We start from the raw sequence: 17128 nt of genomic DNA on the forward strand, positions 1-17128 counted from the left end.
ATGAGCGAGAAAAATCCTCTGCCGTTTGCCAAAACGCAATCGCGCGCCATGGTGTTGTGGGTATTGGCGGTGCTGATCGGCCTGCCCTTGATATTGCCCTCGGCGACCCTGGCCACCGAGATCCTGATCTTCGCCATGGCCGCCCTGGCCTGCAACCTGTTGCTGGGCTACACCGGGCTGCTGTCATTCGGCCAAGGCATCTTCTTTGGTGCCGGCGCCTACTGCGCGGCGCTGCTGATGATCCACCTGCAACTGGGTTTGTTCACCGCGTTGCTCGGCGCTGCCTTCGCCGGTGGTTTCCTGGCCCTGCTGGTGGGCGCCCTGGCGATCCGGCGCACCGGCATCTACTTCGTGATGCTCACGTTGGCGTTCAGCCAGATGGCCTACTTCGTCGCCTACACCTTGAGCGACTGGACCGGCGGCGATAACGGCCTGCTCAGCGTGCCACGCCCGGAAATCCGCATCGGCGACACCGTGCTGTTGTCCCTGGCCGATGCCCGCGCGTTCTATGGTTTTGTCGCGGTGCTGTTCCTGCTGATCTTCATCGGCGCACGCCGGGTGATCGCCTCGCCGTTCGGCAGCACGTTGATGGCGATCCGCGAAAACGAAACCCGCGCCTCGGCCATCGGCTACGACACGCGGCACTTCAAGATCCTGGTGTTCGTGCTGTCGGGCGCGGTCACCGGCATCGCCGGGGCGCTGTACGCCATGCTGCTGCACTTTGTGCCGCTGTCGAATATCGACCTGGCGATGTCCGAGAACATCCTGATCATGACCATCATCGGCGGCACCGGCTCGCTGTTCGGCTCGTTGCTGGGCGCCGGTTCCATCGTGCTGCTGGGGGATTTTCTCTCCGACCTGTGGCCGCGCTGGTTGATGCTGCTGGGGGTGATCCTGATCCTGGTGGTGATCTTCATGCGCGGCGGTTTGTGGGGCGGCCTGGCTGCGTTGTTCGAGCGCGTGCGCGGCAGTCGCAAGGCAGCCGTCGTCGCCAAGGAGGAAGGGCTATGAGCATCCTGCTGGAAACCAAAGACCTGGAACTGGCCTATGGCGCGTTCCGTGCGGTGAACGGCGTGAACCTCAAGGTCGAAGCCGGCACCATCCACACCATCATCGGCCCCAACGGCGCGGGCAAGACCAGCCTGTTCCACTGCCTGACCGGTGAACGCCAGGCCACGGCCGGGGCGATTCACTTCGACGGCAAAAACCTGATGCGCAAGCCGGCCCACGCGCGCGTCGGCCTGGGCATGGCGCGCTCGTTCCAGCTCACCAGCCTGTTCCAGAACCTCAGCGTGCGCGAGAACCTGCGCCTGGCCGCCCAAGGCCGCGACGGTGCGCGCGCGCTGAACTTCTGGCGCCGCGTGGACAGCCGGCGCGAACACCTGGAGATGGCCGACCAGGTGCTCGAACGCCTGCAACTTACCGCTCGCGCCGAGACCCTGGCCGGCGAGTTGTCCCACGGCCAGCAACGGGTGCTGGAGGTGGGCATGTCGATCTGCTCCAAGCCGAAATTGTTGATGCTCGACGAGCCCACCTCGGGCATGGGCATCGATGACATCCCGATCATGACCCAGTTGATCAGCGACCTCGGCCGCGACCACACGGTGCTGTTGATCGAACACAACATGAGCATCGTCATGTCCATCAGCCAACGCATCACGGTGATGAGCCACGGGCAAATCCTGGTGGAAGGCACGCCGGAGTTCGTGCGTGCCGATGAACGTGTGCGCACGGCTTATCTTGGGGAGGCTGCCTGATGCTGATCGTCGAGAATATCCATTCCTACTATGACAAGAGCCATGTGCTTGAAGGCGTGTCGCTGACCGTCAACCCTGGCGAACTGGTGACGCTGCTCGGGCGCAATGGTGCGGGCAAGACCACCACCTTGCGCAGCATCCTCGGCATCATCTGCCCGCGCCAGGGCCAGATCCACTTCAACGGCCAGGCGCTGGTGGGGCAGAAAATCTTTGAAATCGCGCGTCAGGGCCTGGCGCTGGTGCCGGAGAATCGCGGGATCTTCCGCCTGCTCACCGTCGAGGAAAATCTGCGCATTGCCGCGCGCAAGAGTAGCCGCTGGCAGCTCGAAGACGTGTACGGCATGTTCCCGCGCCTCAAGGAACGGCGCAAAAACGCCGGCCATGCGCTCTCCGGCGGCGAGCAACAGATGCTCGCCATCGCCCGCGCCCTGCTCAACGACCCCAAGCTGCTGATCCTTGACGAACCCACCGAAGGCCTCGCTCCGGTGATCGTCGACGAACTGGTGAAGATCCTGCGCAAGGTCAAGGACGACGGCCTGCCAGTGCTGCTGGTGGAACAGAACCTGATGGTCTGCGACAAGCTCGCCGACCGCCATTACGTCCTCGAACAGGGCCGTGTGGTCTACGAGGGCAGCGCCGCCGCCTTCCGCGCCGACCCGACAATCAAGAACCGCTACCTGGCCCTAAGCGCCTGATGGGAGATTGCACATGAACAGTTTTGCGCAACCGCTCCAGAGCAACGCCCCGCTGATCAACCGCGACCGCCTGTGGCAATCGCTGATGGACCTGGCCCAACTCGGCGCCACGGTCAAAGGCGGCGTGTGCCGCCTGGCCCTCACCGACCTGGACCGCCAGGCCCGTGACCTGTTTGTACAGTGGTGCGAAGCCGCCGGGTGCAGTGTCAGTGTCGACGCCATCGGCAATATTTTCGCCCGTCGCCCTGGGCGCAATCCGGCCCTGCCGCCGGTGATGACCGGTAGCCATATCGACACCCAGCCCACCGGTGGCAAGTTCGATGGCTGCTACGGGGTGATGGCCGGTCTGGAAGTGATCCGCACCCTCAATGACTTGAAGATCGAGACCGAAGCGCCGCTCGAAGTGGTGGTGTGGACCAATGAAGAAGGCTCGCGCTTCCCGCCGTGCATGATGGGCTCCGGGGTATTTGCCGGTAAGTTCGACTTGCAGGACACCCTCGACAAGCAGGACGAGCAAGGCCTGTCGGTGGGCGCCGAATTGCAGCGCATCGGCTATGCCGGTGCCCGCGCGGTGTTGGGCCACACGGTCGGTGCGTATTTCGAAGCGCATATCGAACAGGGCCCGGTGCTGGAAGACCAGGCCATCACCCTCGGGGTGGTGATGGGTTGCCTCGGCCAGAAGTGGTTCGACCTGACTCTCACAGGCGTGGAAGCCCATGCCGGCCCGACGCCCATGCACTTGCGCAAGGACGCCCTGGTGGGCGCCGCCGAGGTGGTCAGCGCGGTCAACCGTATCGCCCATCAACAACAACCTCACGCCTGCGGCACCGTTGGCTGCCTGAGCCTGCACCCGGGCTCGCGCAATGTGATTCCCGGCCAGGTGCACATGACCATAGACCTGCGCCACCTGCATGCCGATAAGCTGCAAGCCATGGTCGATGAAGTGCGCGGCGTGATCGACGCCACCGCCCTGCGCCATGGCCTGAGCGTTGAGCTGACACCCACCGCCGACTTCCCGCCGCTGGACTTCCACCCGGCCTGCGTCAACGCCGTGCGCGATGCGGCGGCGGCCTTGGGCCTGAGCCATATGGACATCGTCAGCGGCGCCGGGCATGACGCGATTTTCGTCGCCGAACTGGGCCCGGCCGGGATGATCTTTGTGCCGTGCGAAGGCGGCATCAGCCATAACGAAATCGAGAACGCCGCGCCGGATGACCTGGCGGCGGGCTGCGCAGTGTTGCTGCGCGCCATGGTCAATGCGGCGCAGGGGGAGCAGGCATGAGTGAGATAGGTGAGCTGACGGCCGTACAACTGCTGGCGCATTTTCGCGATAAGACCCTGTCGCCGGTGGAAGTCACCGAAGACGCGCTGCTGCGCATCGAACGCTACAACCCGGTGGTGAACGCCTACTGCCATGTCGACCCCGAGGGTGCGCTGCACGCGGCGCGTGCGTCGCAAGCACGCTGGTTCAAAGGCGCGCCCTGCGGTGCGCTGGACGGCGTACCGGCGTCGATCAAGGACCTCACGCTGACGATCGGCATGCCCACCCGCAAAGGCTCGCGCACCACCTCGGCCGAGGGCCCGTGGGACGTCGACGCGCCCTTCCCGGCCTTTATGCGCCAGGCCGGCGCGGTGCTGCTGGGCAAGACCACCACCCCGGAATTCGGCTGGAAAGGCGTCACCGACAACCCGCTGTACGGCATCACGCGCAACCCGTGGGACACGCGCACCACCGCAGGCGGCTCGTCTGGCGGCGCGGGCGCGGCAGCTGCATTGAACCTGGGCGTGCTGCACCAGGGCAGCGATGCCGGCGGCTCGATCCGCATCCCCTGTGCGTTTACCGGCACCTTCGGGATCAAGCCGACGTTCGGCTATGTACCGCAATGGCCGGCCAGTTCGATGACCATCCTCTCGCACCTGGGGCCGATGACCCGCACCGTGGAAGACAGCGTGTTGATGCTGCAGGCCGTCGCACAACCGGATGCGCGGGACGGCCTGCTCGGTGCGCCGAGGACCACGCCATGGCTCACGCCGGCCGCGGATTTAAAAGGCCTGCGCGTGGCCTACAGCCCCACGTTTGGCTACGTGGATGTCGACCCGCAGGTGGCCAAGGTGGTTGCCCAGGCGGTCGAGGGCCTGGTGCAGTTGGGCGCCCATGTCGAGCAGATCGACCCCGGTTTCAGCGATCCGCTGGAGGTGTTCAGCACCTTGTGGGCGGCGGGTGCGGCGCGCCTGACCGGGGCCATGAGCGAGGCGCAAAAATACCTGCTGGACCCTGGCCTGCTGCGCATTGCCCAGCGCGGCGAACAGTTGAGCCTGGATGACTTCACTGCGGCCCTGGAAGCGCGAGCGGCACTGGTGGCCCGCATGGCGGCGTTCCATGAGCACTACGACGTGCTGGTCTCGCCGATGATGCCGATCACCGCGTTCGAAGCGGGGCACAACGTACCACCCGGTTCCGGGATGCAGGAATGGACGCAGTGGACGCCGTTCACCTACCCCTTCAACCTCACCCAGCAACCGGCGGCGTCGGTGCCCTGCGGGTTGGCGGCGAATGGCTTGCCGGTGGGGTTGCATGTGGTGGGCGCGCGGTTTGCCGATGAGCAGGTGTTGAAGGTATGCCAGGTGTATGCGCGAGCATTTCCAACCCGACACTTGCAGGCCCCGGTCTGACAAATAGCCACTGTGCCTGCGGAATGCGTTGACGCCTGACTCAGTGCTATTCTCGCGCCCTCAACGTTTTCAGGAGTTTTACGCAATGCCAAGAACACTCACATCGATAGGTCTTTTCTTGGCGCTTGCCTGCTTGCAAGGCTGCGCGCACACCGACCCACTGCTGGGTCAGCCTTACTTCACACAGCCAGCCCAAACAGCCAGCGACAAGGCAACCGTTTACTTCGTGCGCGAGTATCGCCTCATGAGCCCGCACTTCATCACCGAAGTCCACGTCGATGGCAAGAGTCTTGGGGGGCTGCCTACCGGCGGCTACTTCAAGGTGGACTTGCCAGCCGGCGTGCACCGCGTCAGCTCCAACAAAACCTCAATCCTCACGGACGAAGCCACGCGCCAGTTTGACTTGTCCGTCAAGGCTGGCCAGAGCTACTTCGTGGTGGATCAGGATTTGTGGGCAGAACCCAAGGACGGTTTGACCCTGGGCGACATGAACAACAATATCTATCGAGGCTCCGTGCACTATTTTCGGTGGGCGCTACTGCCTGCCGACACTGCCGTGAAGTTCATGCCCAAGTACCGCTTGGCAAAATCCAAGTAAATCTCCCCCCGTTGTTCCTCTTGCGGGCGCCTAAAGCGCTGACACCACATTTTCTGACCGCATGCCAATCCCCTGCCTCTACAATGTCCCCCATTCATCCCCGGGGGCTTCATGGACATCGAACTGGCACGCACTTTCCTGGAAATCACCCGCTGCGGCAGCCTGGCCGCCGCCGCCGAGAAATTGCACGTCACCCAGACCGCCATCACCGCACGCGTCAAAAACCTGGAAAACCAGCTGGGCAGTACGCTGTTCGTGCGTAACCGCGCCGGTGCGCGCCTGACCGCCGACGGCGAGGCGTTTGTGGTGTACGCCAACCAGTTGCTGCAAACCTGGGAAGCCGCGCGCCGCGACCTGCCGTTGCCCGATGGCTATCGCAATGTGCTGCATATCGGCGGTGAAGTCAGCCTGTGCAACCCGCTGATGCTCGGCTGGGCCCAGGCCCTGCGCGAACAGATTCCCGGGCATGCCCTGCGTGCCGAAGTGCGTGAAGGCGAGTACCTGCTGCGGCAATTGGAGCTCGGCGTACTCGATGCGGCGCTGGTGTTCCAGCCGCAGTACTGGCCGGGGTTGCAGGTGGAGCAGGTGCTGGAAGAAAAACTCATCCTGGTGCAGTTGGTGAGCAAGCCGGACCCGTACGTCTACATCGATTGGGGCCCGGGTTTCCGCCAGCAGCACGACGCTGCCCTGCCCGATCGGGCCCGTGCTGCGGTGAGTTTCAATCTGGGGCCGCTGGCGTTGCAGTACATTCTGGAGAACGGCGGCGCCGGGTATTTCCGCACACGGGTGGTACAGAGTTACCTGGACAGCGGCGTGATGCAGCGCGTGCCCAAGGCTCCGGAGTTCAGCTTCCCGACGTTCCTGGTGTACTCGCGGGCGCGGGATTCGGCGGTGTTGCAACAGGCCCTGGGGTTGCTGCGCGAGGTGGTCAAGGCCGAAAGTGACTGGTCGCAACGCTGGGATCCGTTGATGTGAAACGCGCGGTTGACTAGCACAATCGCGAAGGCCGGCTAAGCTCAGTCACCACCCAAAAAGACTATGAGCCCCGACCATGCCCCACGCTACCGAGGCTTTTCGCGAGCGCTATCGCGCCACCGTCTCCCCGCGCTACAACCCCTGGCTCCATGCAGGTTTTGTGCTGGGTTACGGCATCGTCTGCATCACCCTGGCCTGGTCCTGCACCGCGCAGATCACTGTGCTGCAATGGCTGACCGTGCCGTTGACCCTGGTGTTCTTCAACCTCTGTATCTACCTCGTGCACCGCCACCTCGGCCACCACAAACACGCCTTGGCGCGCTTGTTCTATGCGCGCCACACCGGCGATCACCACAGCTTCTTCACCCCCGGCCACATGACCTACGACAGCCCACGGGACTGGCGCGTGATTCTCTTCCCGGCGTGGCTGATCGTGCTGCACAGCCTGGTCATCACCCTGCCCGCCTGGTGGTTGCTCCAGCAGATAAGCCCCAATGTCGCCGGTCTGTTCGCCGGGTGCATGATCCTCGGCTACCTGCTCTACGAGGTGTTCCACGCCGGCGAGCATTTGCCGGCCAACCACGCGTTGGCGCGCCTGCCGTGGATTCGCCAGATGCACCAACTGCATGCCCTGCATCACCGCCGCGAACTGATGCAGGGGCGCAATTTCAATATCGTCCTCCCGCTGATGGATTACCTGTTCGGCACCTTGCACTGGGAACCGAACCCCAACGACAACCAGGAATCGTCATGAGTACCCGTCGAAAAAAAATCCGTCATCTGCTGTTTGTGCTGCTGCTGGCGGTGATCGCTTTTCTGCTGCTGATGCCGACCAAGGTGCAACCGGTGAACTGGGCCCCGCCCACGGCACCTTCGATGAAGGAAGGGCCTTTTGCCGAAAACCAGCGGCTCAAGGGTGTGCAGAAAATCGGTGCCCAGGACATCGCCGGGCCAGAGGCCTTGCTGTTGGATGCCCAGGGTCTTCTGATCAGCGGGCTGCATGACGGGCGCATCATCCGCACTTCACCCGACAGCCCCACCCTGGAAGTGCTGGCCAACACCGGTGGGCGGCCACTGGGCATGGCGCTGCACCCTGACGGGCGCTTGATCATTGCCGACGGGGTCAAGGGCTTGCTCGCGTTGGATCCCCAGCGCCAACTCACCGTCCTGAGCACCGCCGCCAACGGCGTGGCCTTTGGCTTTACCAATGACGTGACAGTGGATGCCAGCGGACGCTATGCGTACTTCAGCGATGCTTCGAGCCGCTGGGGTTATGGCCAGGATGGCGAGGCGGTGATCGAGCATGGTGGCGATGGTCGCCTGCTGCGTTATGACTTGCGCAACGGCAGCACCGAGGTGCTGCTGGACCAACTGCAATTCGCCAACGGCGTGGCACTCGGCCCGGATGAAAACTACGTGCTGGTCAATGAGACCGGCGCCTATCGCATCAGCCGTTACTGGCTCAAAGGGGAGCGCGAAGGCAAACACGACCTGTTTATCGACAACCTGCCCGGCCTGCCGGACAACCTCAGTTTCAACGGCCAGGACCGCTTCTGGGTGGCGCTGTACTCACCACGCAACCCGCTGCTGGACAGCTTTGCCGGCTACCCATTACTGCGCAAGGTGATGGTGCGCGCACTGATGGTGGTGCCCAAGCCCATCGAGCGCAAAGCCTTTGTGCTGGGGCTGGATACCGAGGGCAAGGTCATCGCTAATTTGCAGGATGGCAGCGCGGGCAATTACTCGCCCATCACCACGGCCCGGGAGTATGGCGACTGGCTGTACCTGGGATCGCTGAAGAATACGAGCATGGCGCGCTTGCCGTTGAAGCTGGCGTTGGCGCAATAACGCAAAAAGGGCATACAGGCGCCTGGCCTGTATGCCCTGGGTACTACGGATCACTCATGTTCAGCTCTTGGTGCTGCTCAGCAAGGTCTGCTTGCACAGGTGACCGAAGCTGACGAACTCGGTGTTGTCACCACCGACGCCGATGCCCGGGTACTCCAGTACTTCCATGCGCCACACGCCGTAATTGAAGTCGGTACGCCAGGTGTTGTTGTAGCCCTGGGAGTAATCGACAAAGGTGGTCTGGAAATCACCGGAGCAGGTGCCTACGTTGATCGTGCCCGCCGCTTGGCCCGCACTGTCGGTCGCGGCCGAATACGCCTTGTAGACGATCTTGCCGGTGGCCGGGTCGATGTGCTGGTCGAGATAGACAATCGGGTGCAGCCCCACCAGCGGTGCACCGGTGCTGTCCGACAGCCCCATGGTCCAGCTCAGGTTCCGATAGGCCTGGGTGGTCATGTAGCCGTAGCCCACGTTGGAAGCCGAGTACGGGATGCGCAACACGTTCGCCTCGCCCTTCACATCCGGGCTGTTGACCCGAGGGTTGGAACCAAACGACAGGTTGTACTTGCCCGTGGCGCTCCACGGCTCATTCGGGTGCTGGTTGGGCCGCACACGCACCTTGACCACGCCGCCGATACCCGGGCTCGGGACCGAGGTCGACACGACGTTGGCGCCCACGGTGACCCACTGGGTACCGTCGAAACGCTCAAGAATCCATTTGTTGCGCGTGCTGCCACTGGCCGTATCCGCCGTCAGCGCAATCCCGACACTCTGGCCACGGACTGCGGTGAAATCGAAGTAATCGACGTCATCCAGGCTGTCGGCATTGCCGTTGATGTAGTTGAGGGTGTCCGGCAGTTGGAAGGCCGTGTCTGGGGTGTCATTGGGTTCAAAGGCATCGAGGTTGGTATCGACCGCAACACCGAACTGGAAGCTCGAACCCTGCACCGCCGCGTTGGCTTCCATGAACCAGTAGTAATCACCGGCAGGCACCACGCCGCCAAGGCTTTCATCGCCAGTGCCGGGGTTATTGGAGGTGCCCAGGGGCAACGGATTGCCCTGGCCGTCGTCCTGGAACAGCGACAACGACATGTCGGTGCCTGCCGTCTGGTTGACCAGCAAAACGTTGATCCGCGCCTTCTGCGGCAGGTTGAAGTGATAGCACAGCAGGTCGCCGGTTTGCACCCCATTGATCGTATAGAGCGAGTTGACGTCCAGCGTCTGCTCACAGCCCTGGACCAGCGCCGCCTGCACGGCGGTCGCTTGCTGGGCGGTCGCTTTTTGTACCTGGGTTACCCTGGCCGGCGCGCTGTTGTCTTCCACCACCGAGTCGGCAATGGCCTTGACACCAACCACCGGCGCCTTCAGTTGGGCCCCCGACAGCAGTTGCTGCTTGAAGGCCGCCGTTGCCTTGTTGGCCTTGATCTTGGCACCGTTTTTCAACGCTTGCTTGACGGCGGGAGACGCCGCTTGCGCAGCCAGGTGAGGGTATTGCTCAGCGAGGGCAAAGGCCGAGACAAAGCAGGAGGCCGCCATGGCCGCGCCCAGCATAAAAGCTTTTTTCGATTTCATTTTTTATCCATCCATAGTTAAAAACTGAAGGTCAGGTGACATCCGGTCACCTGGGATGGAATGTAGGATAATGCTGGATGGATGTACAGTATTTTTATGAAAAAAATGCAGCCCCTTTCAGATGGGGATGTCGGCCCATCTACGCCAAACAGTCCAAACGACTGTTGCGATAACCCAAATAAAGCCAACGTAATAGGGCCACAACACCCAACGCTTCAGTCCTAATGGAACAGACGCCAGCTCGGCCTCGGTCACAACACCTGCTTTCACATAGCGTGCCGAGTCAGATAGGAAATCAAACATCAACAGCATGCGGTATTGCCTGTCGATCCATCGGTTTCGTATCCAGAATCGCTTATTGGCGCGGACCCTTTCGTTATGACTGAAATAACCTTCCACCTCGTCGAGCTTTGTATATTCGGCAAACAGCGCCAGCCCCAAAACGACAAACGCCCCAACAAAATGCACAATGGTGAAGGCAAGAAAAAACGACACGATTAAGCCCCCTCTGGCTCGAAGATCAAATCACCGTTGACCTCCAGGATCTTTCCACCCAATAAGGCACCTTCATCACCTAGACCAGAGCCTACCGCCTGCCCAGCCGCAGCGCCGCCAATAACTGCGCACGCAAGCGCACCTTGGCCCTTCATCGAAATACCCAAAAATAGGTGACAAGCACGAAGAGCGAAGGCTGCACCATACTTTCCCCCGACAGCCGCCCCCGCCACTCCCCCCACCAACCTCCCCGTCTCCACATACTTAGCCCTCCTGCACTGCGCCTCCCGTCCCGTCACACACGCCTCCTTGATCTCCAGCCCGGTCACGCCCACATCCAGCGCTATCCCCATGAAAGTCCCGTTTCCCAACCACTTGGACATCTGCGCAATCTCGCGCATGCGCTTTGCATACCCCGCGATCTCGCCTTTATGCAGATAGCTTTTGGTCGAAATCCCCAGCACCTTCTTCAACGACTCATTGCCCTGCAACCCCGTGCCGAACCGTGCCGCGCCTTGCAGTTGCAGATCCAAGCGCCGGAACAAGGCCTGGCGCTGTTTGATAAAGCCATCCCGGTCCAACGCACCGTCCTTCAAGCGCTGATGCAACCGCTCGATTTCCTCCAGGGTCTGCGCCACCTCATTGAGATGCCGCGACCAGGCCGATGTCGCACTGCCGATACCAATCGATCCGTAGGCCATGAAGCTCTGCAGCAAGTCATAGTTGCCGATCAACTCCCTGCCCGCCGAGGTATCCATTTCCAGATTGCGCCGAACTGTTTCGGCATGGCGCATCAACCAGGCTTCCTCGCTCGAACAGCTCACGCTGTACGGATCGGGAATAATCACCAATTGACCCGGCGCGACCAGACCGGGGCGCAGGTGCCGGTTGAGCACATCAAAATGATCGGAGCGCTGCTGGCTCGGGGCGCCGCCCATGAGGCGGGATTTCAAATGGGTGTAGTCCGTTGTGCGGTCGTTGATATAGCTCTGCGCCATGCCCTACATCCGAGATGCAAAGAAGATGGCGTCGAAATATAAGCAAGCACCTACGCCCCGAACACAAGCACAGGTGGGTCGAATTGCATTTGGGAAGTTGCCTACTTCACGAAGAAACAGCGCCTACAGAAACAACCCTAATAACCGGTCATCTCCAGGTAACCCACCCCACCGTCAAACCGCACCGGTCCTTCCCAGTACGGAATACTCAGGTTCATCCAGGCGTTCGGGTTGACAGCCTGGGTGGTGATATCCAGCTGCTTGCTGGGAATCTTCAGCGACCAGCGTGTAGGAATGTGGCGTCCGTCGATGACTGTTGTGTCCAGCGGTGCCAGTTGGATATCGGCGTTGTGCAGGGTCTGGGTGTGGCCTTCGCGGTCGATCCAGGTGCCGGTCAGGTAGGATGCGCCGTCGGTTTGCCGCACACGAAACAGCATCAACTGCTCGCCTCGATCCAGGTGCAGGGAGAACCAGTCCCAACCGGTCTGGCTGGCGGTCAACGGTTGGCTGCTCCATTCGCGGTCGAGCCAGGCCGGGCCGCTGACTTGATACGTTGTGCCGTCGATGCTGACGCTGCCATTGGCGGTAAAAAACGGCTGGCTGTAGTAATACGACGCCTGGCCCTGGTCGGATTTTCGGCTGTAGCCGTTGTCGCCCTGCAGCACCAGCGGGCGGCTGGAGGTCAGGCGCAGGTCGTAGGCAAATTGCGCACCGTTGGCCTTGAGTTGCATGTCCGCCAACGCGCTCGCGGCACCGGGTTGGCTGGCGAAATTCCAGTCGTCGATCCAGGCGTTGAACGGCACTGCCTGCGCCCCGGCCTGGCCGACGCCGCCACGGGCGAAGCGTTCGGCGGCATAGTGGTGGGTGGCGGAGGTGACGGCGGCGTGGCCGAGCCATACGGTCGAGTCGTGCCAGCCCGCTTGCGTCGGCCCAGCTTTGAGGGCGTTGCGAAACAGCGTCCATTGCACGCCGAACACATTGCCTTGGGCGTCCTTGAGGTTGGCGGTGACGTACCACCACTCGATCCGAAAGCCATCGTGGGGGCCATGGTCCTCGGGAAAGCTGAAGACCTTGCCGGGCAGCACCTGGGCAAAATCGGCCGCATCACTGCCCAGGCCGGCGAAGCTTTCCGGCGGCGCAGGTTGTTGGTCGCACGCGCCTAACAGCAACAGAAGAAGCCCTGTAGGAGCGAGCTTGCTCGCGAAAAACGTCAACGATAACGCGGGCATTCCGGCTGCACGCGGCGCTCTCGGGTTTTTCGCGAGCAAGCTCGCGCCTACAGAGAGGACAGCCAGGAACAGGGGCTTAATCTTCATGGGCAAACGTCCTCAACAAATCCGCCGGACGGCTTCGATACAGCTGCCATAGCGGCCAGGCCGACGCCAGCAACGTGGCCAACATCGCCAGCCCCAGCAATTGTGCGAGCTGCCACGGGAACACTTGCAACGGCAGGCGCCAGCCAAAGGCCTGCACGTTGATCACCGCGTCCAGGCACCACGCCAGCAACAGGCCCAGCGGCAACGCCAGCAGCAACGTGAGCACCGCCAGCAGCCAGGTTTGCCCCAGGTTCAGCAGCATCAATTGCCGCCGCGTCACCCCCAACGCCCACAGCGGAGCAAGTTGGCCGAGGCGGCTCTGGCTCTGGGTCAGCAGGCTGATGAACAGCGCCACGCCGGCCACGCCCAAGGTCAGGCTATTGAGCGCGGCGGTGGCGGCGAAAGTGCGTTCGAATACCTGGCTCGACCAGCCCTTGAGTTGCTGTTGATCGACAATCCGACTGTCTTCCAGGGCAAAGGCGCGCTGCACTTCACCCACCAGCGGCGCCACGTTTTCCGGTAACACCCGCAGGTTGAAACGCGCCGGCGTCAGTGTCGGCCAGTGGGCCAGCAGGTTTCGGGCGTTGACCAGCACATGGCCCTTGGGGTTGCCGTAATCGGCGTACACCCCCACCACGGTAGGCGACCACACACCGTGCGGCGTGGGAATGCTCACCGTGTCACCCAGCTTCACGCCGAGCCGCCGCGCCAGTTGTTCGCTGAGCATCAGCGTCTCGCCTTGCTGCAACTGGTCCCACGGCGCGCTCACTGCTTCCAGCAACGGCCAGTGCTGGCGATAGGTAGGGTCGTCGACCACGCCAAACAGGTCCGCCGGCCAACCCTGCAATTGCACCGCGACCTGCCAGGTGGGCAACACGGTTTGCACCAACGGTTGCTGCGCCAGCCAGGCGCTGAGTTGCTCTGCCTGGGCCGGGCTTTGCGGGTTGAGGTACAGCTCGGCGGTGAGGCGTTGCTCCAGCCAGTTATTGAAAGTGTGGCGAAAGCCCGAGGTCATGGAGCCTGCGCCGATATTCGCCGCCAGGGCCAACAGCAGCGCCATCAATGCCAGGCTCAGGGCCGGCAGCTGTTGACGGCAGTCGGCCAGAAACCATTGGCCGAGCACCGAACGGCTGCGCCCCAGCAACGCCTCCAACAGGCCATTGAGCAACACCGGCAAGCCCAGAGCAGCGCCGAGCAGCAAGGCCGCCATCAACACAAACCCGGCGGCCAGGCTGTCGCCCAGCCATAACGCCAACAACGCGATCAGCAAGGCCGTAGCCGCGACCCAGCCCTGACGCCGCAACCAACGTCCATGGGCCTCGTGCCAGGCCTGGGCGTTGGCCAGCGCCAGCAACGGCAGACGCGCCGCCCGCCACAGGCTGCTGGCGCCGGCAAGCAAGGCGCCGAGCAAACTCAAGCCCAACCCAGCCACCCACCACCCTGGGCTCAAGCTCAATTGGCCCGGCACCTCGGCGCCATACAAACCACGCAGGCTGGCGGCCACATCCGGCAGCAACAGGCTGGCCAGCAGGTAACCGCTGGCGACGCCGAGCACCCCCCCCAGTACCGACAAGGCACCCAGCTCCACCCCCAGGCCGAGGATCAGCATCCGCGCACTCACCCCGCAGGCGCGCAAGGTGCGCAACAGCCCGCGCCGCTGCTCCAGGGCCAGGCCGATGGCCGCGTGCACGATAAACAGCCCCACCACAAACGACAGGAAGCCCAGCGCATCAAGGTTCAGGTGAAAGCTCTCGGTCAACCGCGCAAGGTTATTCTCCTCGCCCTGCTTGAGCTGCAACCCAGCGGGCGGTGTGGGATGGCGCGCGGCGAAGGCCTTGTCCACCAGCAGGCGCGAGAGCTGACCGGGCATCTCCAGCAGCACCTGGGCAAAACCGATATCGGTGAGCAACAGGCCGGGCGCCATATCCGGCTGGACCTGCAACGGCGGCAGGCGTTGCCCGTTCAGCGTGAGCGGTTGCTGGCCTGCGCGCAGCCCCAGGGCCTGCAACGTTTGCGCTGCGATCCAGGTGCGCCCCGGCGGTTCAAAGAAGGCCAGCATCTGCGCCTGACTCAAGCGCTGCCCCGCCACCACGCCGCTGCCGGGCAACGACAGCGGCTCAATGCCCATCAATTGCAGGCGCACGTCCTCATGCCCCCTGAGTTGCAGGCGCCCCTGTACCACCGGCGACACCGGCCAACCGGCGCGGCGCAGTTCGGCAAAGCGCGTTTGCGCGAAACTGGCAGCGTCCGGCGCACTCAGGCTGGCCTGGGGTTCGCCGCCGATCAATTGGCTGGCGCGCGCGTAGCTGTCGCGAGCCTGGCTGTTGAGGGCCTGCACCCCGGTCAGCAGCGCGGTGGCCAGCCACAGGCCGGTGAGCACGCTGAAGAACTGCACCGGATGCCGGCGCCAATGGCTGAGCAAAGCGCGCAAGGTCCAGTAAAACACCCTCACGTCGGCACGACCTTTCCATGATGCAGCACCACCTGCCGGTCCAGGCGCGCGGCGATGCGTGGGCTGTGGGTGACCATCAACAGGCTGGTAGGGCTGTCGCGCAACAGGTCCAGCAACAGCTGCAACACCTCATCGCTGGTGGCTTCGTCGAGGTTGCCGGTGGGCTCGTCGGCCAACAGTAAACCTGGGCGCGAGGCCAGCGCCCGCCCCACCGCCACCCGTTGCTGCTGGCCGCCCGAGAGTTGTTCCGGGTAACGCTTGAGCAAGTCCCCCAGGCCCAGGCGCTCAACCAATTGCGCCTGCCACTGCGGATCAAAACGCCCCGCCAAGCGGGCCTGGAACGCCAGGTTGTCCTCGACGCGCAGGCTGCCGATCAGGTTGAACTGCTGGAACACCAGACCGATTTCGGTACGCCGCCAGTGCGCCAGGTGCGCCTCGCTCATCTGGTCGAGGCGCTGTTCGCCCACCTGGATACGGCCGCTGTCCACCCGATCGAGCCCGGCCACCAAGTGCAACAAGGTGCTCTTGCCACTGCCGGATTCGCCCATCAACGCCAGGCTGCTGCGCGCGGCCAGGTGCAAATCGACTCCCGCCAACACCGGCAACGGGCCCTGGGGGGTGGCGTAGCTTTTGAAAACACCTTGCACCTGCAGCATGGGAACACTCATCGGAGGGGTGGCTATCGAGAATAACGGCTGGGGATCGAGGCCACGCAAATTTTTCACATGCTTTTCACCGGCCACCGACCCACCGCACTTTAAATTGCCGGCCAAGCGTCACTCGTCGGCAACTTCTTAGTTGCCACCCCTGGCAACTTTTAACTGCAGCATGTTCAGCGAAAAGACAGCAGCCCTGTGACAGCCTTCTGCTCCACTACGGCTATTCGCCAACACGTTGCGCCTAACTAATACAAGATTGCCAACAGCGTCCAAGGTGAATGAAGTGGTTGACATTACCCTGATTAAACCACGCTCGCGCCGAGCCTTTTTCAAGCGCCTCAAACCGCTCTGGATCGGGCTTGCCGTGGTCACAGTGCTGCTCACTTGCGCGCTGTTCTGGCCGACCTCGCCACGGGACCTGGGCGTAGGCGATCGCCTGCTGACGTCCCAGGTGCTGCCGCTGTGGCGTGACGGCGACCTGATCGTGCTGGTGCGTCATGAGGAGCGCTGCGACCGTTCGAGCAACCCTTGCCTGGGCCCGGTGGAAGGCGTGACGATCAATGGCAGCCAGCACGCGGAAAACCTGGGAAAAGCCTTTAAATCATTGGGCATGGACGGCACCGACGTACTCTCCAGCCCGGCCATTCGCACCGCCCAGACCTCGCGCTTCATGTTCGGCAAAACCGAGATGACCGCCAGCGAACAAGCCGTCTGCGGCAAGGCCATGGGCGAAGAGTTACTCAGCCACAAACAGGTCGGACGCAACCTCGTCTTCGTCACCCACAGCGGTTGCATTGCCGACTTCGAAACCGCCCTGGGCTTCCCCCACGCCAAGTTTTCCGAGTACGGCAGCGCGCTGTTCGTGCAGGTGCTGGCCAACGGCAAGTTCAAGGCCCTGGGCATCATGAAAAACCAGGATTGGCCGGCCGCGCTCAAACAAATCTAAGCATTCCCTTCCCGCCACTACGGCTTATGTTCAGCAAAAAGACAGCCCTCTTCTGGCATGTTTAGTTGCGCCCTTTTATTAAGGTCGTTATGACTATTTCCCGTTATTCAGTGAACGCTGTGACGACTTTTGCCTTTACTTCAT

At 62.7% G+C, this 17128-nt stretch carries 16 protein-coding genes and 1 pseudogene; 11 read left to right on the forward strand and 6 right to left on the reverse strand.

Annotated features, from left to right (window positions below):
• From J1G35_RS03880 to J1G35_RS03920, 9 genes are all read left to right on the forward strand, one after another.
• A complete protein-coding gene (locus J1G35_RS03880; RefSeq protein WP_223013601.1) occupies nt 1–1011 on the forward strand; it encodes a branched-chain amino acid ABC transporter permease in 1011 nt (336 codons plus the stop codon).
• On the forward strand, nt 1008–1757 hold the full coding sequence (locus J1G35_RS03885; protein WP_223013603.1) for an ABC transporter ATP-binding protein: 750 nt from the start codon (nt 1008–1010) through the stop codon (nt 1755–1757). Before J1G35_RS03880 ends, J1G35_RS03885 begins: the two co-directional genes overlap by 4 nt.
• On the forward strand, nt 1757–2452 hold the full coding sequence (locus tag J1G35_RS03890; RefSeq protein WP_053138685.1) for an ABC transporter ATP-binding protein: 696 nt from the start codon (nt 1757–1759) through the stop codon (nt 2450–2452). Before J1G35_RS03885 ends, J1G35_RS03890 begins: the two co-directional genes overlap by 1 nt.
• Before the next feature lie 13 nt (nt 2453–2465).
• Complete coding sequence (locus J1G35_RS03895) at nt 2466–3734, forward strand: Zn-dependent hydrolase (protein ID WP_223013605.1); 1269 nt, start codon at nt 2466–2468, stop codon at nt 3732–3734.
• Nucleotides 3731–5125, forward strand: coding sequence for an amidase (locus J1G35_RS03900; protein WP_223013607.1), 1395 nt, complete (start codon nt 3731–3733; stop codon nt 5123–5125). The genes J1G35_RS03895 and J1G35_RS03900 overlap by 4 nt, the downstream gene beginning before the upstream one ends.
• Nucleotides 5126–5210: 85 nt before the next feature.
• A complete protein-coding gene (locus J1G35_RS03905; RefSeq protein WP_262417128.1) occupies nt 5211–5723 on the forward strand; it encodes a DUF2846 domain-containing protein in 513 nt (170 codons plus the stop codon).
• Nucleotides 5724–5834: 111 nt separating this feature from the next.
• Nucleotides 5835–6698 carry a LysR family transcriptional regulator gene (locus J1G35_RS03910; RefSeq protein WP_223013610.1) on the forward strand — a complete coding sequence of 288 codons (864 nt, stop codon included), beginning with the start codon at nt 5835–5837 and terminating at the stop codon, nt 6696–6698.
• 76 nt (nt 6699–6774) lie between these two features.
• Entirely contained in the window at nt 6775–7452 is a 678-nt protein-coding gene (locus J1G35_RS03915) for a sterol desaturase family protein (RefSeq protein WP_223013612.1), read from the forward strand.
• Nucleotides 7449–8546, forward strand: a complete 1098-nt coding sequence (locus tag J1G35_RS03920; RefSeq protein WP_223013614.1) for an SMP-30/gluconolactonase/LRE family protein — start codon at nt 7449–7451, stop codon at nt 8544–8546. Before J1G35_RS03915 ends, J1G35_RS03920 begins: the two co-directional genes overlap by 4 nt.
• Before the next feature lie 60 nt (nt 8547–8606).
• Here the strand turns inward: J1G35_RS03920 and J1G35_RS03925 are convergent, their stop codons facing one another.
• The 4 genes from J1G35_RS03925 to J1G35_RS03940 all read right to left on the reverse strand — a co-directional run bounded on the left by J1G35_RS03925 (nt 8607) and on the right by J1G35_RS03940 (nt 12840).
• Nucleotides 8607–10118: a hypothetical protein gene (locus J1G35_RS03925; RefSeq protein ID WP_223013616.1), complete on the reverse strand. Its 1512-nt coding sequence runs from the start codon at nt 10116–10118 to the stop codon at nt 8607–8609.
• 117 nt (nt 10119–10235) lie between these two features.
• Nucleotides 10236–10613: a hypothetical protein gene (locus J1G35_RS03930; protein ID WP_223013618.1), complete on the reverse strand. Its 378-nt coding sequence runs from the start codon at nt 10611–10613 to the stop codon at nt 10236–10238.
• 2 nt (nt 10614–10615) lie between these two features.
• Nucleotides 10616–11611, reverse strand: a complete 996-nt coding sequence (locus J1G35_RS03935; RefSeq protein WP_223013620.1) for a hypothetical protein — start codon at nt 11609–11611, stop codon at nt 10616–10618.
• Between the two features lie 137 nt (nt 11612–11748).
• Complete coding sequence (locus J1G35_RS03940) at nt 11749–12840, reverse strand: lipocalin-like domain-containing protein (RefSeq protein ID WP_223013700.1); 1092 nt, start codon at nt 12838–12840, stop codon at nt 11749–11751.
• Between J1G35_RS03940 and J1G35_RS30835 the strand changes: the two are divergent.
• Nucleotides 12806–12892, forward strand: a pseudogene (locus J1G35_RS30835) (outer membrane lipoprotein carrier protein LolA); the annotation flags it as partial. The gene J1G35_RS03940 and the pseudogene J1G35_RS30835 sit on opposite strands and share 35 nt — an antisense overlap.
• Before the next feature lie 24 nt (nt 12893–12916).
• Here the strand turns inward: J1G35_RS30835 and J1G35_RS03945 are convergent.
• Both J1G35_RS03945 and J1G35_RS03950 read right to left on the reverse strand, forming a co-directional pair.
• Nucleotides 12917–15379 carry an ABC transporter permease gene (locus J1G35_RS03945; RefSeq protein WP_223013622.1) on the reverse strand — a complete coding sequence of 821 codons (2463 nt, stop codon included), beginning with the start codon at nt 15377–15379 and terminating at the stop codon, nt 12917–12919.
• Nucleotides 15376–16035, reverse strand: coding sequence for an ABC transporter ATP-binding protein (locus J1G35_RS03950; RefSeq protein WP_053138716.1), 660 nt, complete (start codon nt 16033–16035; stop codon nt 15376–15378). Before J1G35_RS03950 ends, J1G35_RS03945 begins: the two co-directional genes overlap by 4 nt.
• A 277-nt stretch (nt 16036–16312) precedes the next feature.
• Between J1G35_RS03950 and J1G35_RS03955 the strand changes: the two genes are divergently transcribed.
• Entirely contained in the window at nt 16313–16984 is a 672-nt protein-coding gene (locus J1G35_RS03955) for a histidine phosphatase family protein (RefSeq protein WP_256243944.1), read from the forward strand.
• Nucleotides 16985–17128 lie beyond the last annotated feature (144 nt).

The sequence above is a fragment of the Pseudomonas sp. SH10-3B genome (genome assembly GCF_019891415.1).
GTDB lineage: Bacteria > Pseudomonadota > Gammaproteobacteria > Pseudomonadales > Pseudomonadaceae > Aquipseudomonas.